Source organism: Vibrio sp. NFR (assembly GCF_027587095.1).
Classification (GTDB): Bacteria; Pseudomonadota; Gammaproteobacteria; order Enterobacterales; family Vibrionaceae; genus Vibrio; species Vibrio harveyi.
The window spans coordinates 148,754-170,896 of record NZ_JAPPTN010000010.1; the positions used below are offsets into that span (position 1 = coordinate 148,754).

Annotated in this window: 17 protein-coding genes; 9 read left to right on the plus strand and 8 right to left on the minus strand. The window is 45.7% G+C overall.

Going from position 1 to position 22,143, the window contains the following annotated elements; genetic code table 11:
* Window positions 1-153 precede the first annotated feature (153 nt).
* The 5 genes from OH463_RS18695 (at window position 154) to OH463_RS18715 (ending at window position 9,459) form a co-directional block, all read left to right on the plus strand.
* On the plus strand, window positions 154-3,756 hold the full coding sequence (locus tag OH463_RS18695) for an ATP-binding protein (RefSeq protein WP_333482791.1): 3,603 nt from the start codon (window positions 154-156) through the stop codon (window positions 3,754-3,756).
* A complete protein-coding gene (locus tag OH463_RS18700) occupies window positions 3,757-4,899 on the plus strand; it encodes an EAL domain-containing response regulator (protein WP_269992035.1) in 1,143 nt (380 codons plus the stop codon).
* 58 nt (window positions 4,900-4,957) lie between these two features.
* Window positions 4,958-6,625, plus strand: coding sequence for a tetratricopeptide repeat-containing response regulator (locus OH463_RS18705; protein WP_269992037.1), 1,668 nt, complete (start codon window positions 4,958-4,960; stop codon window positions 6,623-6,625).
* Window positions 6,626-7,290: 665 nt separating this feature from the next.
* Window positions 7,291-8,658: an NfeD family protein gene (locus tag OH463_RS18710; protein ID WP_269992039.1), complete on the plus strand. Its 1,368-nt coding sequence runs from the start codon at window positions 7,291-7,293 to the stop codon at window positions 8,656-8,658.
* Between the two features lie 9 nt (window positions 8,659-8,667).
* Window positions 8,668-9,459 carry a slipin family protein gene (locus tag OH463_RS18715; protein ID WP_045408932.1) on the plus strand — a complete coding sequence of 264 codons (792 nt, stop codon included), beginning with the start codon at window positions 8,668-8,670 and terminating at the stop codon, window positions 9,457-9,459.
* 55 nt (window positions 9,460-9,514) lie between these two features.
* Here the strand turns inward: OH463_RS18715 and OH463_RS18720 are convergent, their stop codons facing one another.
* Complete coding sequence (locus tag OH463_RS18720) at window positions 9,515-9,919, minus strand: globin (protein WP_269992043.1); 405 nt, start codon at window positions 9,917-9,919, stop codon at window positions 9,515-9,517.
* A gap of 288 nt (window positions 9,920-10,207) precedes the next feature.
* Here OH463_RS18720 and OH463_RS18725 point away from each other — a divergent pair, with 288 nt between their 5' ends.
* Window positions 10,208-10,864 carry an NAD(P)H-dependent oxidoreductase gene (locus tag OH463_RS18725; RefSeq protein ID WP_269992045.1) on the plus strand — a complete coding sequence of 219 codons (657 nt, stop codon included), beginning with the start codon at window positions 10,208-10,210 and terminating at the stop codon, window positions 10,862-10,864.
* Window positions 10,865-11,025: 161 nt separating this feature from the next.
* Here the strand turns inward: OH463_RS18725 and choV are convergent, their stop codons facing one another.
* The 6 genes from choV to betI form a co-directional block, all read right to left on the minus strand.
* Window positions 11,026-12,210, minus strand: a complete 1,185-nt coding sequence (gene choV / locus OH463_RS18730) for a choline ABC transporter ATP-binding protein (protein WP_101960990.1) — start codon at window positions 12,208-12,210, stop codon at window positions 11,026-11,028.
* A gap of 1 nt (window position 12,211) precedes the next feature.
* Entirely contained in the window at window positions 12,212-13,054 is an 843-nt protein-coding gene (gene choW, locus OH463_RS18735; RefSeq protein WP_005425967.1) for a choline ABC transporter permease subunit, read from the minus strand.
* A 62-nt stretch (window positions 13,055-13,116) separates the two neighbouring features.
* Window positions 13,117-14,055 (minus strand): choline ABC transporter substrate-binding protein, encoded by a 939-nt coding sequence (locus OH463_RS18740; RefSeq protein WP_269992048.1) that lies wholly within the window; start codon window positions 14,053-14,055, stop codon window positions 13,117-13,119.
* 29 nt (window positions 14,056-14,084) lie between these two features.
* Window positions 14,085-15,785, minus strand: coding sequence for a choline dehydrogenase (gene betA / locus OH463_RS18745; protein ID WP_269992049.1), 1,701 nt, complete (start codon window positions 15,783-15,785; stop codon window positions 14,085-14,087).
* A gap of 19 nt (window positions 15,786-15,804) precedes the next feature.
* A complete protein-coding gene (gene betB, locus OH463_RS18750; RefSeq protein ID WP_269992050.1) occupies window positions 15,805-17,265 on the minus strand; it encodes a betaine-aldehyde dehydrogenase in 1,461 nt (486 codons plus the stop codon).
* A gap of 16 nt (window positions 17,266-17,281) precedes the next feature.
* On the minus strand, window positions 17,282-17,881 hold the full coding sequence (gene betI / locus OH463_RS18755; RefSeq protein WP_009700210.1) for a transcriptional regulator BetI: 600 nt from the start codon (window positions 17,879-17,881) through the stop codon (window positions 17,282-17,284).
* Window positions 17,882-18,707: 826 nt separating this feature from the next.
* Between betI and OH463_RS18760 the strand changes: the two genes are divergently transcribed.
* Window positions 18,708-19,814, plus strand: a complete 1,107-nt coding sequence (locus tag OH463_RS18760; RefSeq protein WP_269992053.1) for an aldose 1-epimerase family protein — start codon at window positions 18,708-18,710, stop codon at window positions 19,812-19,814.
* Between the two features lie 68 nt (window positions 19,815-19,882).
* On the opposite strand, the gene OH463_RS18765 is transcribed toward OH463_RS18760, so the two are convergent.
* Entirely contained in the window at window positions 19,883-20,956 is a 1,074-nt protein-coding gene (locus OH463_RS18765) for a sensor domain-containing diguanylate cyclase (protein ID WP_258455774.1), read from the minus strand.
* A 206-nt stretch (window positions 20,957-21,162) separates the two neighbouring features.
* On the opposite strand from OH463_RS18765, the gene OH463_RS18770 reads away from it, so the two are divergent.
* Entirely contained in the window at window positions 21,163-21,483 is a 321-nt protein-coding gene (locus OH463_RS18770) for a hypothetical protein (protein ID WP_005452298.1), read from the plus strand.
* Between the two features lie 236 nt (window positions 21,484-21,719).
* Window positions 21,720-21,881: a hypothetical protein gene (locus OH463_RS18775; protein WP_187993150.1), complete on the plus strand. Its 162-nt coding sequence runs from the start codon at window positions 21,720-21,722 to the stop codon at window positions 21,879-21,881.
* Window positions 21,882-22,143: the final 262 nt, after the last annotated feature.

Here is a 22,143-nt window from a genome sequence, read left to right on the forward strand (position 1 = left end):
TTAATCGTGCGCAAGTTTGCACAAATCCCCCTCTTTAATATCAAGCGGAACTTGTCGACAGGACAAACATCCTTGATTGGCGGAAAGTGGCGAAAAGCTATACGATTCCGCCCCCTTTTTTGGATTCCGTCCTTGGCTGGAAATTTGAACCTAGTGAAACTTTTCGCTTTCATCACCGCATTACTGACTACTCTTTCATTCAACGCCTTTGCTCAAGACTTTCTGAGCTTTGAAGAGAGGGAATTTCTAAACAACAAAGAATCACTAAAAGTCGGTGTTCTCGAAGGTGACTGGCTACCCTATTGGGGAGACCTAGCATCAAAAGAAGGCATCAACATCGAATACGCGGAATCCATGCTGCACGACTTGCATGTTGGTGCTGAGTACGTGCCATATAAAAGCCTCAACACTTTATTTGATGGCTTGGAAAACGGCGAAATCGACTTAACCGTCGGCTTTGTTGCGACTCAAAAACGTGCGCAACGCTTTCTGTATTCTCAACCTATTTTCAATACGCTAAGACTGATATGGCTTCGAGATGACAGCCTCGCAAACAAACCTCTTGATGAGCTGAAATGGGTTTGTGTTAAAGATTCCAGTGCGTGCGACCAAGTTCACGCGCTGGGGTTCAAACACGTTCATGCTGTTAAGAACAACTTAATGATGACAGCATCACTCAACAGTGGCGCTGCTGATGCTGCTGTCGTGGGTCTCTCTACACTGAGTTCTTACGGCTTTAAAAATCCGAATGGCGAACTTGTTGGTAAGGTGGTTTACAACCGATCTCTTAAACCGGGAGAGGTCACGGTGTTTACTGGCAAGAACTCACCAAAGCTAATGAGCATCATCGACAAGTACATTAAGCACTCGAAAGAGTCTAAACATAGTCGTTTACACATTGAAGCCAACATCAACATTCTTCACAACGAGTTGATGTTGGATATTTTGAAGCAGCAACAAGGGCACAAAACAGTTCGTTATACGATTCAAGATAACGTATACCCATTGTCTTACCTCGACCGAGAAACAGGTGAGCTAAAAGGCTATGTCCATGACTTATTAAAGCTTATGGAACAAAAGAGCATGATCAAATTCGAATACGTGCCAACGAATGGACGTGATGTGGATTTGATGCTTCAAGAAAAGATGGTCGATTTGCTGCCTGCAAGAAACATCAACCTAACAGATAAAAAGCGCTTTATTACCACTCGCACACTTGGGTTCCTTCAATATGGTTTTATTGAGTCACTCAACGAACGAGCGAAGAAATCCGTCGCGATTCTGGATCGTTCAGGGAACTTCTACCCTCATTTTCTCGAACATCCAGAATATGAGTTTGCTGCGGTCTATAGAGAGTTTGACTGTTTGATGAAAGCGTTTGAAGACGGCGACATTTCTCACGCATTCGTCAACCAAAGCCTGATTGACAATCATTACTACGGTGGTCAAGGGGTGAAGTTTAAGCCAGCGACACCACCCAACGATATGCCGTTGAAAATCAAATTGGGTATGGAGTTAAGAAAAGACTCGGAGTTTCTGCGCAGAGTACTAAACACGGTACTTAAGATCACGACCGACGCTGAACTAAAACAGTTAATGGATCGCCACAATAAAGTAACGGTTCAATACGGTGTCGACAAAGAAACCGTCGTCATTTGGGCGTTGGGTGGCGTCTGCCTTTTATTGGTTGCAGTACTGATTTACATCGTTAGAACCGGACATCTGACTCGTACCATCAAACGCAAAGAATACGAAACTCAGATTCGCCAAAAGCAAAACAAGTGGTTGTCGTCCGTACTGGATCAACTGCCCAATAAAATTCTGATATCGGATGACAATAACAAGCAGATTCTGGCAAACAAGCCGTTTATTAACATGCTTTCGCGCTGCAATGTCGATAAGAGCATTCCAGATGATGAACGAGAGCAAGTGCTCAAGTTGACCCGAGAGTGCGTAAACACAGATTCAGAAAGCTCAGAAACGTCTTTATGCTCTTTGGGAGACAAACACTACCGCGTTCGTAAGCAGACCCTACTCCACCCGGAAGAAGGGGCTCAATATTGCATGACGGTGTTTGATGACATCAGTGAACTTAAACAGAAAGAAACCGCACTGAAAGCATCCAACTTAAAGGCAATGCAAGCGATCGAGGCTCGCGAGCATTTTCTAGCCGTGGTTAGTCACGAACTCCGCACCCCAATCGCTGCAATGTTGGGCTTAATGGAGTTGTTAGAACAAGATTTAGAACGTTCAGAAAGCAAAGAGCTGCTGAAAAGCGCAATGCAATCTGCAGAGCGATTACAGCTGCACGTCAATGACATTCTAGATTTTTCGAAGATTGATGCGAACCAGCTTCAGTTGGATGTTCATGCAGGCAATGTTTATCAAGAGCTTGGTTCAACACTAAGAAGCTTTGAGAAAGCCATAGAGCAAAAATCGTTAACGTTTGAGTTGAACTGGACTCCGACGCCGCATGCGTTGGTGGTTCTTGATTGGTTGCGAGTCAACCAGATCATCAATAACTTATTGAGCAATGCCGTAAAGTTCACCGAACACGGTAAAGTCATTGTGAGCGTCCATGTCAGCAAAAATCAGCTTGAATTTAGTGTACAAGACACCGGGTGCGGCATGAGCACGGCGCAATTGGCTGCTCTTTTCCAACCTTTTGTCCAAGGGGATAAAAGTATCAGTCGCCGCTTTGGGGGAACTGGGCTTGGTATGTCTATCGTCAAAAGCTTGGTCGACATCATGGAGGGCAGCATTAAGGTTGAAAGCCAAAAAGAGCAAGGCACAACCATCAAGGTGCAACTTCCGATGACCAGTCAACCGCTTGATTTGACTGCTTTGGTTCCGGTTTATACTGAAAGCAAACAAGTCCAGCGTTGGCTGAATACATGGCAAGTCACGCTAGATGAATTTGAGAGCAAGCATCATGTTGTCGAGGTAGATCCGCATTACTCTAATGTGTATCCCGATTTGATTTTGCAGAAATTGAACCGTAATACGACCACGCAAAGCCCTTTGGAACTAACAGAAGCGTATCATTGGGATGGTCGTGTGTTAGTCGTCGATGATGATGCTATCAATCGACTGCTATTTAAGCGTCAGTTTGAAAAGCTGGGGGTTAATTGCCAGCTTGCAGCCAGTGGCATCGAAGCCATTGAGGTGTTAGAACAAGCGCAAAGCGACAATACGATCACCTCTTTTAGTTTGGTGATTACTGACTGCCACATGCCTGATATGGACGGCTACCAACTGACTAAGGCACTCAAAGCAGATAGTAAGTTTGCCTCTATTCCCGTTGTAGCGTGTACCGCAGAAAACTCACGTAATGTGATTGAAAAAGCGGAACACAATGGCATGGAAACAGTACTGTTTAAGCCATATAACTTGGGCGATCTACAAGCCTTATGCGAGCAATACTTATCGAGAGCGTTTAACAGTGAACGCCAAGAAGACTGGCTTGAAGACTACAGCTACGAAGAAAAGCTCGAAATGGCACAGGTGATTTGTGAGGCTTTGAGCAACGATATTGCGTTGATTCAGTCTGGAGAAGAAAGCCTCAAGTCCATCGCGCACCGCATCAAAGGATCAGCCGCCGCCCTCAACTTAGTCCAGCTTGGATATGTGGCAATGCAATGTGAGTCTTCAGTAGGCAGTGAGCAAGAAACTCAGGCTCGCACCGCGCTTATTAACGAATTAGAAACCATAGTCAGTACCACACAACAGTGGCTGGAAATGAGTGAGAGCAATTAATTGAATATTTTGATTGTTGAAGACGATCGATTACAAGCAACTAATCTTAAGATTTTGCTCAATCGTCTGTTTGAGGGCACGATTACTATCGTCCATCGAGGTGCTGAAGTCGCGACCATTTGCGAGACTCAGCCTGTCGATCTGATGTTCTGCGATATTGATTTGCCAGACATTAACGGGGTGAACCTGCTGTCCAACCTGGCAGAAAGCGCTCGCCCTAAAGGTGTCGTGATTTTAAGTGCAATGAGCCAAGATGTGGTCGAAATCACCTACAACATGTGTTTGTCTGCGGGTTATGGCTTTGTTCGAGCGTTAACTAAGCCGATCTCTCATCAGCAGTTGAATCAGATCTTTAATGAGTTCAAACAATACACATTGGAAGAACAAGTGGTGGCCTTGCCCATTTTGATAGGTAGGGATGAAATTAGCACTGCTTTTGAGCAAGGTTGGTTTCTCAACTATTACCAACCTCAATACTCCGCGAAAGATAACCGCCTGATCGGCGTCGAAGCATTAGTGCGTTGTCGACATCCACAACACGGCATTATTGCACCCGCACAGTTTATTACTGAGATTCAGGCTCGTAACGAGTTAGATAAGCTGTTCTGGATTGTATTAGAGAACGCGCTGCAAGACATGTCTCAACTGAAGGTAAATATCAATTTATCGGTAAACATGAATCAAAAGACACTCAAGCAACCTATGAGTGCTCGCTTGTTTGCGTTGTGCGATCAATACCAAATCGCACCTGAACGCATCACGCTTGAACTCACCGAGGATGAAGTATACGACTGCAGCGTCACGTCCTTGGCGAATCTCGCTAACTTACGTTTAACAGGCGTTGGCTTAGCGATTGACGATTTTGGTACGGGTTACTCATCACTCAGCCAACTGGCAACACTGCCATACACCGAGTTGAAAATTGACCGCCAGTTCATCAAAGATGCGTTGACGAACTTCAAAAGCCAGCAGATCACCATATCGAGCCTACATCTAGCTAAGTCTTTGGGGCTTAAGTCAGTGGCTGAGGGTGTGGAAGACACTGAAACGTTAAGTTATTTGCGCGAACTTGGTGTGGAACTGTACCAAGGATTTGTTCGCTGTCGCCCTATTCCCTTTGAGCAGTTGGAAGCTTTGATCTAATTCTAGCCAGTGACTGTTCATTCGCGGTCACATGGTTCATATGATGAGTCTCTTTGAAATGAATACCAAATCTTTCTCACAGTACAATGTGTTAATCGTCGACGATGCACCTATCGTGGTACTGACATTACGTAACATGCTGACCAAGCTTGGCTTTTCTGACAAACGCATCTTCACCGCTCGCTTAGCCAAGGGGGCGGTTTCCATTGCTCACCAAGAGCGTATCGATCTGATCATTTGTGACTATAACTTCGGTCGAGGTATGAATGGCAAGCAGCTGTTTGAAGAACTAAAACATCTCAAATTACTCAACCATGACACGGTGTTTATTCTAGTGACCGGTGAAAGTTCTGCGACCATCGTACGCGCTATTATCGAGCTAAAACCAGACGAGTACCTACTCAAACCTTTTAATTCCATTACGTTGCGAGAACGCATCTCAGCAGCGGTGAAACGCAAGAACGTGTTGCAGGCTATCTATCAAGCAGAACTCAACAACGACTCTCACGCCGGTTTAAAAGCATGTGAAGAGCTGATGCCTTTTCATCCCGAGTATTTTTTCATCATTGAGAAGTTCCGCGCTGATTTCCTAACGCGCCTAAAGTTGCATCACGAAGCCAAAATCGTCTACGAACAAGTCATTGAACGCAAAGACGTTAACTGGGCAAAAATCGGCTTGGCGAACACATTGGTTTCTCTGGGTGAAAACGACGAAGCGCATCGCTTAGTGCGTACTCTGCTAGAAGAGTCTCCGAACAACGTAGAAGTACGTGAATGTGCCGCGAACTTCAATATGTTGAACCGCGAAGTACCAAGTGCAATCAGACACTTGGAGCTAGCAAACAGCTTGGTTGAAGGAAATTCAGAACGTGAACTGGTGATTGTAAACTTGTGCCTTGCAGAGCACGATTACCACTCAGCATTGCAGCACTATCACGCTTACATGGAGATCAACAAAGATACCTATCGCAACAACACCTTCTCTAAGCTAAATTTGATCCGCAATTTGCTTTACTGCGTGCGAAAATTAGAAGGTCGTGAGGATTTGCTGGCTCAGGCAAAAAGCCTGTTTAAATCGATCACTAATGGCCCAGAAAACAAAGCAATTAAGGACGAATTGGATTTAATTGCCGCGCACATTGCGATTGAGGAAAACCAGTACGTTGCAGCGTTTAAAGTGCTCAGTGATTTGTATCGCCGTAAGCCTTTCGCTCACTTTTATGCACAATTTCACCTCGCTTGGTTATTGCATGAGATGAACTTCGAATCTGAGTTTTCTCAAGCCATCACTTGGTGTTTTGAAAACCTACAAACCGACTCAAGCGATACGATTCTATCGAGTAAAATTGCCCTTGGTCGCTCTTTAGAAACCGACAACGCGGAGCGCCAAGCTTGGATGCAAGAACAGTACAAGAAGATTCGTGCTGCTGAGCAAGATTACCAAGCTTTGATCGATGCCTTAATTGAGCTTCAGGCTCGTTGTCCGCTGCTAAGAACCGTGTGTATTAACATCATCAAAGTGCTAACACGTGCTTTTCCGAGCAACAAATCGTCATTAGAGGTCGAACTGCTGATCAAGCGCTGCGATAACATTGTAAAGCAATTGGTTTCTAGTGAAGAGCTTGAGAAAAGCGGCTACGACAAGTTTCTTTTTTTAGCTCAAGATCGATGTCAACAGATGTCTGTGGTGAACACCCCACCTACGCAACCAGAACTGGCAAACTAGACAGTAAAAAGGGGCACGATGCCCCTTTCATTTCAGATTATAGATTGAAGAAACGATTAATCCAAGTCACCTCACCGAACGCAATCAAATCGTAGATAGTGAAGAACACTGCACAGATAACGGCAAGCTTCACCAATCGAATCGCAATTAACATCATAACTTCCCACTTACCTTCTTGTCTGAGTGTCGTTGATTCCTCGCAGTTTACTGGTTTTCTTACGAACCACAACGCATGAAAACCCAGATTACGTGAGAAAGTGTGTATTACAGCTTAAGCCTCACCCTTGTACATTTGCTTATACATTTGGAGACGACGGATAAATCCATTCTGTTGTCCACGCGTATCTATACCCAAGTAACCTCGAGATGCTAGGTTCAGCGAGACTGACTTGGTTTGTAGACGCGGCGGCGATTTAAAGGTTTAGTGGGTCTAAATCAAGAATCGACAACAAAGTATACAAGCCAAGGCAGCTCGCCCTTTGGGAGCGTGTCATTGACCCGATTGCTGCGTCAAACAACTTGGAAAGAGCTAGCTATTACACCGCGTTGTTTTCCTTGCTCTCGAATCAATGACAACGCTCTGAATCCTGCATCTTGAAGTCACTTGGGTATATACTTTAAATAGCGTTTTCAATAAGTCCCAGTGGTAACACAAGGAGGGCTGTATGAAACAGATACGATTGTGGCTTCTTCCTCTACTCTTGTTCGCTAGCCAAGCGCTAGCGAGCACCGTTTGGGTATTGCCAGTCAAAGGCGCAATTGGTCCTGCTCTGAGCGATTATCTGTCGCGAGAGATTGAAGAGGCTCAGCAAAACGGCGTCGACCTCGTCATACTAAAAATGGATACCCCCGGCGGACTTGATAGCTCAATGAGAGACATCATTCACGCCATCACAACCTCTTCCGTACCCATTGCTACTTGGGTTGGTCCGTCAGGCTCTCGGGCAGCCAGCGCTGGCACCTACATTCTGCTGGCTAGTCATGTTGCCGCGATGGCAGAAGCCACTAATTTAGGCTCAGCTACGCCCGTTTCACTAGGCGGAGCACCACAGCAACCTTCGAGAGCCGACGACAAAGGCAATGACGAATCGAATGATGAATCATCAGGCAAAAACTCTGATGAAGTGCCTGCTAAAACCGCATTGGAAAAGAAAGTCATTAATGACGCCAGAGCATATATCAAAGGTTTGGCTCGCTTGCATGGCAGAAACGCAGAGTGGGCAGAGAAAGCCGTCAGCGAAGCTGCAAATATAGACGCTTCAGAAGCGCTAGAGTTAAACGTTATTGATTACATTGCTAACTCGCCCGAAGACTTGGTTTCAACGATTAATGGCATCGAAGTCAAACTCAACGGCAAACCGTATAAGCTGACGTTAGATAATCCAACGTGGGTGGAACGCGTCCCAGACTGGCGTGCAGAAATGTTGGCGGTGATCACCAATCCCAACGTCGCTTATATCCTGATGCTGATTGGTATTTACGGACTGCTATTAGAGTTTTACAACCCCGGCATCGGCTTGCCCGGCGTGCTCGGTGGGATATGCTTGTTACTCGCCATGTATGCCCTACAAATGATGCCAGTGAATTACGTTGGTTTAGGGTTACTGCTGCTCGGTATTGCTCTGATGATTGCTGAAGCCTTTAACCCGAGCTTTGGCATACTCGGCTTAGGTGGTGTCGTTGCGTTTGTTCTCGGCTCGATCTTCCTAATGGACAGCGACATCCCCGGCTTCCAAATCGCTCTGCCATTGATCATTGGTATCGCTATTTTCTCTGTTGGGTTAATCGTGATTACCGTTGGCTTGCTGCTTAAAATTCGCAGCAAAAAAGCCACTACTGGACTAGAAACCTACCCGGGCAAGCTCGCAGTTGTGAGCGATGATTTTGTTGATGGAACGGGGCTTGTCCAGCTGGATGGTGCTTTGTGGCAAGCCAAGGCTGACGCCCAGCTCAAACAAGGAGACCACGTCACCGTGGTAACAATTAAAGGGTTGACCTTAACCGTGAAACCCAGTGACCGCCCTAAGGAATAGGAGGCGCTTATGATGCTCTACACTGTTGCCGTTATCATTGTTTTATTGGTTGCACTGGCAACGCAAATGTTCAAGGTGCTGCGTGAGTACGAGCGTGGCGTGGTGTTCTTCCTCGGTCGCTTCCAAGAAGTGAAAGGACCGGGTTTGATCATCTTAATTCCTTTCATTCAACAAATGGTTCGTGTCGACTTACGTACCATTGTTTTGGATGTTCCGACTCAAGATTTAATCACCCGTGACAACGTATCAGTCCGAGTCAACGCCGTGGTTTACTTCCGAGTTGTTGACCCACAAATGGCGATCAACAACATTGAAAGCTACAGCGATGCCACCAGCCAACTTGCGCAGACAACGTTGCGCTCGGTACTTGGTCAGCACGAACTGGATGAATTGCTTTCTGAACGTGAACGCCTCAACAAAGATCTGCAATCCATACTCGACCAACAGACCGACGATTGGGGTATCAAGATCGCAACGGTTGAAGTGAAACATGTCGATCTTAACGACAGCATGGTGCGCGCCCTCGCCCGCCAAGCCGAAGCAGAGCGTAACCGCCGTGCGAAGATCATCCACGCAACCGGTGAATTAGAAGCGTCCAACAAGCTAAAAGAAGCGGCAGAAATGCTTAACGAAGCACCCAATGCGTTGCAACTTCGATACATGCAGACGCTCACTGAAATCACCACAGACAAGACATCGACCATCATCTTCCCGATGCCGATCAATCTCGTCGAAGCGGTCTCTGATATCGCCAAAGCTGTGAAGAACAATCAAGGCGAAAAAGAGGAAGGAAAAGAGTAAACTTGAGCAACAAAATGAAAGGGAGTAGCCGCCGTCTACTCCCTTTGTTATCTCTTTAAGCGTTAGCACACTCTTTTTTCATTATGGCTAATCCCGTCTCAAAGCAGTGACGCCACGCATACTCGACCCTTTCATCAAAGTCAGAATCACATTGGGCGACGGTTTCTAACAGGCTTTCAAACCAGACATCGATATCTTCAGGGGCGACGCCAATATTGTTATGCCCGTGCTTGTGCCCGTATTTCCGCATCATATCTCGAGCATCTACAGAGGTATCCGCCATCATCACAAACACGATAGACCCTTTAAGCATCCGGATTTGCTTCTTCATGTCCACGCCATCGAACTTTTGTCTGAAGTTCTCACCTTTCGACCAAAAGTTCTCATAGAACAAATCAAAGAAGCCCTCATGGGTAACACAGCGTTCATAGCTGTTGTTAAAAACTTCGATTACGTTCATCCCCTAGCCTCCAACCAACTTATCTATTTTCATTATGAATGTAATTTGATAATCCTACCAAGCTCGTTGGGACGGTTTTGTGGTTTCTGAACGTCGGCATACGAAGAATGCCAACCTGCCCTTCAGCCGTTCAAATTCGATTTTCAATAAAAAATAGAAAGTGATTTAAACGAAACACGTATTATCAATTCGATAAAAGTCGATATTATGGACTCACTTTCGAGGTACGCATGGTTGTCGATGCTAAGCGCATCCTCATTTGTCTAATAATATTAAGAGGATATAAACGTGTCTCATCAAATCATTACAGACCTAAACAACCGTTACACAGCTAAAAAATACGACGAAGAGAAACGCATCTCTCAAGAAGATATGGCAACCATCAAAGAAGCAATCCGCCTATCTGCGTCTTCTATCAACTCTCAGCCTTGGAAATTCATCGTCATTGAGAGCGACGAAGCGAAACAGCGTTTCCACGACACGTTTGCTAACATGCACCAGTTCAACCAACCGCACGCTAAAGCAGCATCTCACACTATTCTGCTAGCGTACGACCCAAAGTTCACTAAAGAGAAATTCGCGAAGCGTGTTGATGCTGAAGTAACTTCTGGTCACCTACCAGCAGACATGTACGACATGTTCATGGGTGCTTACGCATTTGCTGAAGCAAACACAGATGAAAACGGCTACAACGGCGGCTGGACGAAAGCGCAAGTTTACATCGCGCTTGGTAACCTACTGCACACACTAGCGCGTCTAGGTATCGACTCTACTCCAATGGAAGGTGTTGACCCAACGCTGATCGGCGAAGAGTTTAAAGCAGAACTAGACGGTCACGTATGTGAAGTTGCACTAGCAATCGGCTACCACAAAGACGGCGAAGACTACAACCACGGTCTACCAAAAGCGCGTCTAAACATGGATGACGTAATTACTACTCTTTAATGAGTATCGTCTCCTAGCTCCTGGGTTCCTAGCCTAGAGCTTAGCTATCTAAATCATTGTTCAAATTGAAAGAGCCGTACTTCTTAGTTTCTCAATCTAAGAGTACGGCTCTTTTTTATTTTGCTGAGGGGAATCAACAAACGTTTTGAGATAAGAGACAGCTACGCCACTTGCTTGGACTTAAAATTACCAAGCAGTGCGTCATACAACTCGTTATCACTCAATACGCCCACTAGCTTGTTCTCTTCCACCAGCAAGATAGGTTGATTGCTGCGCTGCTTCAGTTCAATCGCCTCACGCATGCTGATGTCTGGATTGGCTTGAACGACCGTGCTTTCGCCGATGTCGTCGAGCGTGGTTGAATCGCTTTCCCAATTCACCAACGACTTATCGGAATCCACCAGCGTGACACCTTTCGGCTCTTGCTCGACCCAAATCTGCTTATCTGCACACACCAACACACGGTCATTCTGCTGCTTAAGCTCGGTGCTGGCTTGCATCAATGAACGACCTTTCAATACATTAAGCGGATTAGTGTGAGCCACAAAGTCCGCCACATACTCATTTTCTGGAGCAAGGATGATTTGCTCAGGCTTGCCGTGTTGAATCAATTTGCCTGATTCCATAATGGCAATGTTGTTACCGATTTTCAGCGCTTCATCTAAGTCATGGCTCACAAACAAAATCGTCTTGTTGAGCTTCTCTTGCAGTTGAATCAATTCATCTTGAAGCTGAGCGCGAATCAGTGGGTCGAGCGCAGAGAACGGCTCATCCATCAACAAGATATCGGTATCCATAGCAAAGGCGCGAGCCAAGCCAACACGCTGCTGCATACCGCCAGAAAGCTCATGCGGGAACTTACTCTCCCACTCGCTCAGCCCAACCATTTCAAGTTGTTCACGCGCCTTTTTTCGACGTTCCGCTTTGCCAATGCCCTGCATCTCAAGACCAAACGCCACATTATCCAATACAGTTAACCACGGCATAAGCGCAAACTTTTGGAACACCATAGAAACGCGGTGAGTACGCAAGTTACGTAAAGTCTGTTCGTCACAATTGGCAAGCTCCACCATATCTTCGCCATCTTTGATTTTGAGGGAGCCACGAGAGATCTCATTCAAACCATTGACGGCACGAAGCAAACTTGATTTACCCGAACCGGACAGCCCCATCAATACACAGATCTCACCTTGTTTGACGCTCATTGAGACCTTATCAACACCAACCACTTGTCCGGTTTCATCAATGATCTCTTGGCGAGACTTACCTTGGTCTAAAAGCGCCAATGCTTGCTCTTGCTGCTGACCAAACACAACGTCGAGGTTTTCAATCGTAATTGCATCCATGTTATGCCTCCTTTTGGTTTGGTGCTTTGCACAAGCGGTCAAGAATAATCGCGACTAACACAATCGCTAAACCCGCTTCAAAGCCTTGAGAAATATTCACGGTATTCAGAGCTCGTACGACTGGTTTACCTAGACCATCGGCACCGACTAGCGCCGCAATCACCACCATAGAAAGCGACAACATAATGCACTGGGTTACACCCGCCATAATGCTTGGCAATGCTGCTGGGAGTTCGACTTTGAATAGCAATTTCATGCGGCTTGCACCAAAGGCTTTACCTGCTTCAATCAACTCTTCTGGCACTTTGGTGATACCAAGGTAAGTCAGACGAATCGGCGCGGCGATGGCGAAGATAATGGTAGAAATTAGCCCCGGAACGATGCCTAAACCAAATAGAACCAATGTTGGGATCAGATACACAAACGTTGGTACGGTCTGCATTAAATCGAGTATCGGGCGCAATAAGGTGTACAACCACGGGCGATGCGCCGCCATGATGCCAAGCGGCACGCCAATTAATACGGAAATCGTTGTCGCAGCGAAGACGAGAACAAAGGTTTCCAGCATTTCTTGCCAGTAGCCGAGGTTAAGGATAGTCAGCAGCGCCAGCACGATAAACACAACTAGAGGAATGCTGCGGTGTAGGAACCACGCAATCGCTGCGGTCATGATGATTGGTGCTGCCGGTGGCATCCATTTGAAAATATCCACCACGAATAGAATGATGGTTTCGAGAAAAATAGAGATAGCATCAAAGAAACCCGACGCGTTCATGGTTAACCAATCCACGCCTGTTTCCATCCATTCGCCCAACGGAAGTTTGTTGTCCGTAATAAAATTCACAATAAAACCTTTGTGTTAAAAGGCGGGCATCGCTGCCCACCTTTTCCTAAAGAGAGGAACGATTAAGCGTTTGTTTTTAGGTAAGAAGTAATCGCTTGTTTTGCATCTTTACCGTCTAGCGTCTTCACGCCTTCTAGCCACGCTTCAAATTGTTGTGGGTTAGCATTCAACCATTCTTGCGCTGCTTTCGCTGGCTTCTGTTTTTGGTTAAGAATCGCTTCCATCAACTGGTTTTCCATTTCTAGGCTGAACTCTAGATTCTTAAGCAGTTGACCCACGTTTTGACACTCAGATAGGTAGTCTTGGCGTACGTTGGTGTAAACATTTGCACCGCCGTAGTTAGGACCAAAGAAGTCGTCACCGCCAGATAGGTATTCCATCTCAACATTGCTGTTCATTGGGTGTGGTGCCCAACCTAGGTAAACGATCCATTGGTTACGACGCACTGCACGAGACACCTGAGACACCATGCCCGCTTCGCTTGATTCCACTAGGCTGAAGTCTTTCAAGCCGAATGCATCGCTGTCGATCATATCTTGGATCAAACGGTTGCCATCGTTACCCGGCTCAATCCCGTAGATGCGGTCTTTAAATTTGTCGGCATGTTTTGCCAAGTCAGCAAAGCTTTTCACGCCTGCGTCATATACATACTTTGGCACGGCTAGAGTGTATTTCGCGCCTTCAAGGTTTGCGCGAACGGTTTCCACTGTGCCAGCTTCACGGTACTTGGCGATATCGCCTTCCATGGTTGGCATCCAGTTACCTAGGAATACGTCAATGTCGCCGTTTGCCATTGAAGAGTACGTTACAGGTACAGATAGAAGATCGGTCTTGGTTTTGTAGCCCAAGCCTTTTAACAGTTCAGAGGTAACAGCAGTGGTTGCGGTAATGTCTGTCCAGCCTACATCGGCAAATCGAACAGTTTTACATTGGTTAGCGTAGGCACCTGTCGCTACTGCACTCAGCGCGATAGATGAAAAGATTTTTGTCATCGTAGACATGTTTAAATTCCTTGTAATGATTACTGACTTTATGAGATTGAGCTTAAGTCTCTTTTCGGCGGACGCATTCTTTGCGTCTCTTGCCAGTTCGGAGCAATCCAAACCGGAGTGTTATTCGATTCTTCGAGTACGTTCCCCAAGATCATGTCCGCGGCACGCTCTGCGACCATGATGGTTGGTGCGTTTAAGTTGCCATTCGGAATGGTTGGGAAGATGGATGAATCCACCACGCGTAAGCCTTCAATGCCGCGCACTTGGCAGGCTTCATTTAGAACTGCCATTGGGTCATCGTCTGCACCCATTTTGCAGCTACACGAAGGGTGGTAAGCACTTTCCACATTTTGCTTGACCCATTCATCAATCGCTTCATCGCTGGTGATGTTAAGACCGGGCTGGATCTCTTCCCCACGGAACGCATCCATTGCAGGTTGATTGAGGATTTCACGCGTTAGACGAATACAGTCTCGCCAATCCTGCTTATCTTGTTCCGTCGAGATGTAGTTGAACTCGATTTTTGGCTTGTCATTTGGGTTAGCAGAAACCACTTCGACACTGCCGCGACTCTCAGGCTTGTTTGGACCAACATGCACTTGGAAGCCGTGACCATCAAATGCCGCGCGTCCGTCATAGCGCATTGCCGCTGGTAGAAAGTGATATTGAATGTTTGGCGATTTCAATCCTTCACGAGAACGGATGAACGCGCACGATTCAAAGTGGTTGGTTGCGCCCAGACCTTTGCGCGTCAAAATCCACTCGGTACCAATCAAACCTTTGCTGATCAAACCTAGCTTGCTGTTAAGCGTGATCGGCTGTTTACAGTGATACTGGAAGTACACTTCAAGGTGGTCTTGCAAATTTTTACCCACGCCTTCTAGCGCGTGTTTCACTTCAATGCCCGCTTTTTCAAGCACAGTCTTAGGACCAATACCCGAGAGTTGCAGCAGTTGTACTGAACCGATAGAACCTGCGCTCGACACAACCTCTTTGTTGGCGAAACACTGTTTGATTTTGCCAGATTGTTCAAACTCAATGCCGACCGCTTTCTTGCCTTCAAGCAAAATGCGATGAGCTGTCACGCCTTTCATCAAGGTGAAATTACTGCGCTTTTTTGCACGGCTTAAGTAAGCATTAGAGGTAGAAGCGCGCACGCCTTTGTCTACCGTCATGTGCATCGGACCGAAGCCCTCTTGCTGATAACCGTTGTAGTCTTTTGTTTCTGGGTAGCCAGCATCTTTACCTGCTTCAATAAACGCTTGGTAAAGTGGGTTCAACTTCATGTCGTTGCCGTTGCACGTCCCTACCGGACCGCTGTCGCCACGGTATTCGTCTGCGCCGCCTGTCCATGTTTCCGCTTTACGGAAGTACGGAAGACACGCTTGGTAGTTCCAGCTTTTCGCGCCTTCTGCTTCCCATTCGTCAAAATCACAAGCATGACCCCGAACATAAACCATGCCGTTGATCGAAGAGCTGCCCCCTAACACTTTGCCGCGTGGACAATGCAGTTGGCGTCCGTCTAACCCCTCTTCTGCAACAGTTTCGAACTGCCATGCGTACTTTTCGGTGTTCATTGGGTAAGACAGCGCCGTTGGCATTTGGATGAAGATGCTCTTGTCTGAGCCACCCGCTTCCAGCAGTAAGACTTGGTGCTGACCGCTTTCACTCAGGCGATCCGCCAAGACACAGCCTGCCGATCCAGCACCGACGATGATGTAATCGTAGTGTTGTTGCATTACAAATCCTCCAGACTGATTACGCGTAAGGGCTGTCGAAATCACCCAAATGCACTAACACGCTCTTGGTTTGGGTGTAATGCTTAAGGGTTTCAACGCCGTTTTCACGTCCAATGCCAGACAGTTTGTAACCGCCAACTGGCATTTCAGCTGGGGAATCGCCCCACGTATTAATCCAACAAATACCTGCTTGGATTGAATGAATGACGCGATGTGCACGAGAGAGGTTTTGCGTGAACACGCCAGCTGCCAGTCCGTAATCGGTGTTGTTAGCACGAGCAATAACTTCGTCTTCGTCACTGAACTTAAGCACTGACATTACGGGACCAAAGATCTCTTGCTGCACGTGCGGCATGTCGTCTTCGCAATCAATGAAAACCGTTGGCACAACAAAGTTACCGCTCGCCAAACCATTGTCTGTGACTTTGTAACCACCAGTCAGCAACGTTGCTTTGCTTGCTTTCGCTTGTTCAATTGCGGAAAGAACTTTTGATTCATGCTCTTTGGAAATTAGCGCGCCGATTTGGGTTTGCTCATCAAGCGGATCGCCAACCACCAGCAGCTCAGTACGCTTCTTAAGTTGAGCGACAAACTCATCATAAATACCTTCATGAACGAACACGCGAGTACCGTGCGTACAAACCTCACCTTGGGTATAGAAGTTCGCCACCATTGCAGCAGAAACCGCGTCGTCTAGCTTGGCATCATCAAAAATGATCATTGGCGATTTGCCGCCAAGCTCCATAGTGACTTGCTTCAGCGTATTGGCACTGTCACCCATCACCACTTTGCCCGTACCGGATTCACCCGTGAAAGAGACTTTGGCGATGTCTGGATGTGCGGTGAGCATCTGCCCCACTCGGTAATCACCCTGAATGACGTTGAACACGCCATCAGGCAATCCCGCTTCGCTGTAGATTTCTGCTAGTTTGAGTGCGGTTAACGGTGTTTCTTCTGATGGCTTAAAGATCATCGCATTACCCGCAGCAAGCGCAGGAGCAGACTTCCACATCGCGATTTGAATTGGGTAGTTCCATGCACCAATGCCTGCACAAATGCCTAGAGGCTCGCGGCGAGTGTAGAAAAACTGCGATTCATTCAGCGGTTGCTGTTCGCCATGCATGCTAGGCGCAAGGCCTGCGTAGTATTCGATCACATCAGCGCCCGTTGCAATGTCTACGCAATTCGCTTCTTGAATCGGTTTGCCCGTATCCGCGACTTCTAATGCTGACAGTTCGTCGTTTCTTTCACGAAGTAGCGCCACCGCTTTAAGCAAAATGCGGCTTCGTTCTGTCGCCGTCATTGCAGACCAAATCGCAAAACCACGTTTGGCAGATTCAATTGCTGCTTGCATGTCTTGCTGGTTAGCCTGCTTCACATTTGCAAGCGGTTCACCATTGGCTGGATTGTATGTGGTGAAGTGTTCTTCTGAGCATCCTAGGTGCATGGCACCATCGATGTAGTGTGCTTTCATATCCATTTGAAGGTTTGACTCTTTATTTTAGTTTTGAGTAGAACGTGAGCTGTTTATCGAGATAGTCGTTGATGATGACGCGTGCTTTCTCGGCATCGATGCCTTGCGGGTTGAGCGTTCCGCGCAGCCAAATGCCATCAATCAGTGACGCAATACCATGCGCAACGAGCTCTGCTTGGTCTTGATCCAACAAAGCTTTTAATTCTTTTTTTAGATGAGAAAGGAGACGTCGTTCATTCACTCGTTGCAGACGTTTGAGCTGTGCGTCATGCATAGAGTACGACCAGAATGCCAACCAAGTTTTTGCCACTTGGTTCTCGGCTTGGAAACCCACAAAGTTGCCGTCGATGATGGCATTAATACGTTGATGATGCGCATCAGCTGGCAGTTGGCTTAAGTTCTCTTTGATGGTGGCAGAAAGCTGGCGCAGGATCTCACGCATGGTCTCTTCTAACAGACCGTGCTTTCCACCGAAATAGTGATTAATGATCCCCGTTGATACCCCTGCTTCTTTGCTGATCAACGAGATACTCGCAGCGTGCAAACCTACTCTGTCGATGACCGACATCGTCGCTTTGACTAGCTGCGGTTTTCTGATTTCAGGCATCCCAACCTTGGGCATTTTGCATCCTTGTTATTTTTAATTGAACGGTTAGTTAAATATAAAATGCCTCAAATTTAGTTAGAACTCAAACTAATTATCTACAAAAAACAACAGAAACAGCCGAATCATTTCGACAACAATCATTATTAAAACTTGAGAAAAGAGAGAGTTTATGAAGATTTAACACGTAAAAACAGAAATACAAAAACCATTAAAATCAACAATTAGAGCATTTATAGCGCAAGTTATAGATGCAAAGACTCATGAAAACCCCGTGCTTATCAAAAGTACAAACAAAGACAAATGCAATGAGTTCAAATATTTTCTGCACATTTTATTTTTAAGTTTGTTAATTGACCAAGGAATGGCATACCACTTCACCAAAGCGAATCCACAGCAACAAAATGTAAACGTTTCGTGTCAATTAAAATCGCCCAGTACAGCAAGGAAAACAACGAACCGGAATAGCTAGGTGTCTCCGAGTCGTTTGACGCCCCTATTTAGTTAACTAAGAGCGAGCTTCAGCAAAACGGCTTTCATTTTCGCACTCAATATTTCTGCTGAATTTGATTCAGCAATCAAAAAGATCATTAAAAAACTCTCTAATGAGCATATTGATCACAACTCATATCAGCCTACTTTGCTCAAAAATAGCGCAATTTATATAATAATGCTGAATCGATTCAGCAATACTTAGATTTGAAAAATAAATAAGGAATAAAGGATAAAAAATTCGTACATCGCTTGTACCGCTATGCTACTCGGACTCACTACCCTACCTGTTTCTTCAGCAGAATTTGTTCTAACTAATTCTGCTTTAAATCAAGACGTTGGAGATTGGAAAATGTCTAGTCGCTCCCTCGGCTTTAATCCAGACTTGCCCTTCAGCATTGAAAAAAAACGTTTGCACGGCGGAAAACAATTTGGTGTTGATGTTCTCGTCATAGACAACGGCATTTTGGAAGTTACCCTTATCCCAACTCGTGGGATGGGCATCTTTGATGTCAAAATGGATGGAGAGCGAATTCTTGGCTGGGACTCACCTGTCAAAGAGATCGTAAACCCAGCATTCATCGAGCTGGAAAGTCGCAATGGTCTTGGCTGGCTCGATGGGTTCAATGAAATGCTTGTACGTTGTGGGTATGAATGGACAGGTCACCCGGGCGTTGATGATAACGGTCAGCTTCTAAGCCTGCATGGTCGAGTCCAAAATACACCCGCTTCTACAGTAAAAGTGATCATTGATGATAATCCCCCACACAGAATTAGGGTGCAAGGTACCGTTTCAGAACGCACTTTCAAAAAAGCTGAACTGGTGACTCATACAGAGTTATCAATACTGCCAGGTAGCAACTCATTCTCTCTACACGATGAGTTAACCAACATGTCTGACTACGATGACGAGTACCAGATTATTTACCACTCTAACTTTGGTAGACCTATTCTTGAAAAAGGGGCGAAGTTTTCCGCAGCAGTCAAGGAAGTCTCTCCATTCAACAACTATGCAAAGGCGGGCTTAGATAGTTGGCAAACCTATCAAGGACCAACAAAAAGCTATGATGAAATGGTTTTTAACTTGAAGCCTATAGGTGACGATTCCGGACAAAGTTTAGCGGTGCTTCACAACAAAAAAAGCGATAAAGGTGTGGCGCTCAGTTATAACGTAGAGCAACTGCCTGTACTGACACTATGGAAAAATACCGATACATACAAACAGGGTTATGTGACTGGCATTGAGCCCGGAACCAGTTACGCCTACAACACGAAGTACCAACGGCCATTAGGCTTAGTTCCAACCATACGAGCAGGTGAAAGCAAATACTTTGATCTAACTTACTCAGTACTTAGAAACCAAAATGAAGTCAAACAAGCACTCACTGAAGTCGCTAAAATCCAACAGGGTCAAAAAGTGGAACTGATCAGCAAGCCACTCGTAAACCTAGATAATTAACAATGCTTCAGCAATAAAAAGAGCCGCGATGTGCGGCTCTTAATCTAATGTATGCTTTAGGAAGTCGACTATCGAGAACTAGTAGCAATCAGCGCTTCCATCTCAGAAACGTGCTCGCTTAGCGGTTCACCTTTCGCGCCACAAACACGATTTCGCCCTAAATTTTTGGCTTGGTACAAAGCCTTGTCTGCTCGACGATAGGTTTGCTCAACCGAACGATTGATTGCCGTAATGCCACCACTGACCGTGATGTCCAATACACTTTTCGACTGAATGATTTCTTTCAGACGGTAAATCGCTTCAAACGCGTTTCGAGTATTGGTCTCAGGCATAATGATGGCAAACTCTTCTCCCCCAACACGTGCAACAATATCAGTTTCACGACACTCCGACTTCATCAATCTAGCGAGGTCTTTGAGTACGGCATCGCCCACATCATGACCGTGCTGGTCGTTGATTTGTTTGAAATGGTCAATATCTATGATGGCTAAGGTGGCATTAGAAAACCCATATCGACCGGCGATGTTTGCGTAGCGAGCTAATTCTTCGTCAAAACGACGACGGTTCCAGCACGCCGTTAAAGGATCTTTTTCTGCTAAGTTCTTTAATTTGCTCTCTAGTCGAGCACGATGACTAACATCTCGAAAACTCACGACATAACGATCTCGCGTACCTACCCCCACTTTATAATGTGTGATGTGCACATCTAACGTTAAGCGGTCTCCAAAACGATTGGTCACTTTGATCTCGTCTTTCCAATTCGCTTTAGCGCCCAACTTAGTAAGTGCTTCATTTAATGGACGAAAGCCAAACTGCTTTAGATTTTCACCATTTAATTGTTCACTTGTGTACCCCGTCAGCCTCAAGAAACTTTTGTTGACGTAGTCTACTCGCAAATATTGATCAAGAATCACCACACCAATGACTGAGTGAGCAGCAATACTGGCAATCTTTTCATCAATTCGTTCGCTCTCAAGATAATAATTACGAATAACCATCAATAACCCGATGGCAAAAAGCATCAGTGCCTGCCAACTGTAATCATACGTAAGTGTGTAAATACCCCAGCCGGTTATCGTCAACAGATAAACAATGGGCAGCAACTTCCGTTTATTGTCGTTAGTAAATTGTCTCGCATTCATGACGTATGCTCCGAATAATTCAATGAGCAGAGGTTATTCAATTCGGAGAATAGAAATTTACCAATTCGCGCCACTGGTTTATCGCTAACCTCGCTCTGACAAAACAGACAAAGTGATTGATTGTTCGCAAATGTCGCTTAATGGCAATTTTTGTTATCCATTTCTCCCTACCTTATTCGTCAACTTATTTGAATTAGGAAACAGAAATGAAAGCACGCAATGCCCTTTTAATCTTATTGACGAGCACAATTGGCTTTAACGCTTACGCGATTACAGACGCCAGCAAGATCGGTGCGAATGCAGGAGCAATGAGTTATTGCTACGACCACGTCGCCTCTGGCAAAGACAAATCGAAATACCGTTTGTTGAAGCTGAAAACACTGGAAGAGTATCAAGACCTAGACAGCGGTGACCGAGCAAGAGCCTTAGTAATGAAGAAAGCCGCTGAAGATGGAGAATACCTTGGTGACCCGTTAGATAAATCTCGCTGTAACAGCTTAAGAAAAATGTTGTTCGTAAAATATTAGTCGATCAAGTGCCCGACAAAGCCATCACTGTTTAGTGGTGGCTTTTTTGTATCTGTAATCCACTCATCATAAATTCACCTTGGTTATTTATAACCATTCCAAGCAATACTCATTTTCTATCTTTACGTGCGAGGTGGCGCCAAATGGTAAGTCCCTAATCTCACTTATTCCTACTATATCGCTACAGGGTATGCATTGAGCGACAGGAGTCCCCCACTTAAAAATGAGAGACCAACATGACTTACGCAGAGTTCAAACAAACTGATTTACACACGTGCCTTACTGTTTCTGGCGAATTGATTGTAACGATTGGTAAAGTTGCTTTTAAAGCCGTAAAAATTCTAAGCAAAGCCTTTGGCTGGTTGGTAATCAAAACCTATCGTTATGTGATGAAGTAAGCCCTACAAGCCCTTTCACCAAAACCTTTTTAGTCCGAACCGCGCCTTATTTAAGGCGCGGTTTTTTGTTTGCCTTGTTTGTATTTCATCAACCCTTTTATGCTTTACCCAGGTAACCTTGAGACGCTTGGGACATCTCCGTCTCTTTCCCCTATCTTTTTTCTTTACGCACGCCATCTAATAACCAGCCAGTAACGATGTCGCTCTAAGAGATGAAATCTCTGCCTCTGTCTTCTCCTATACCGCTTAATTTAAGGTGTTC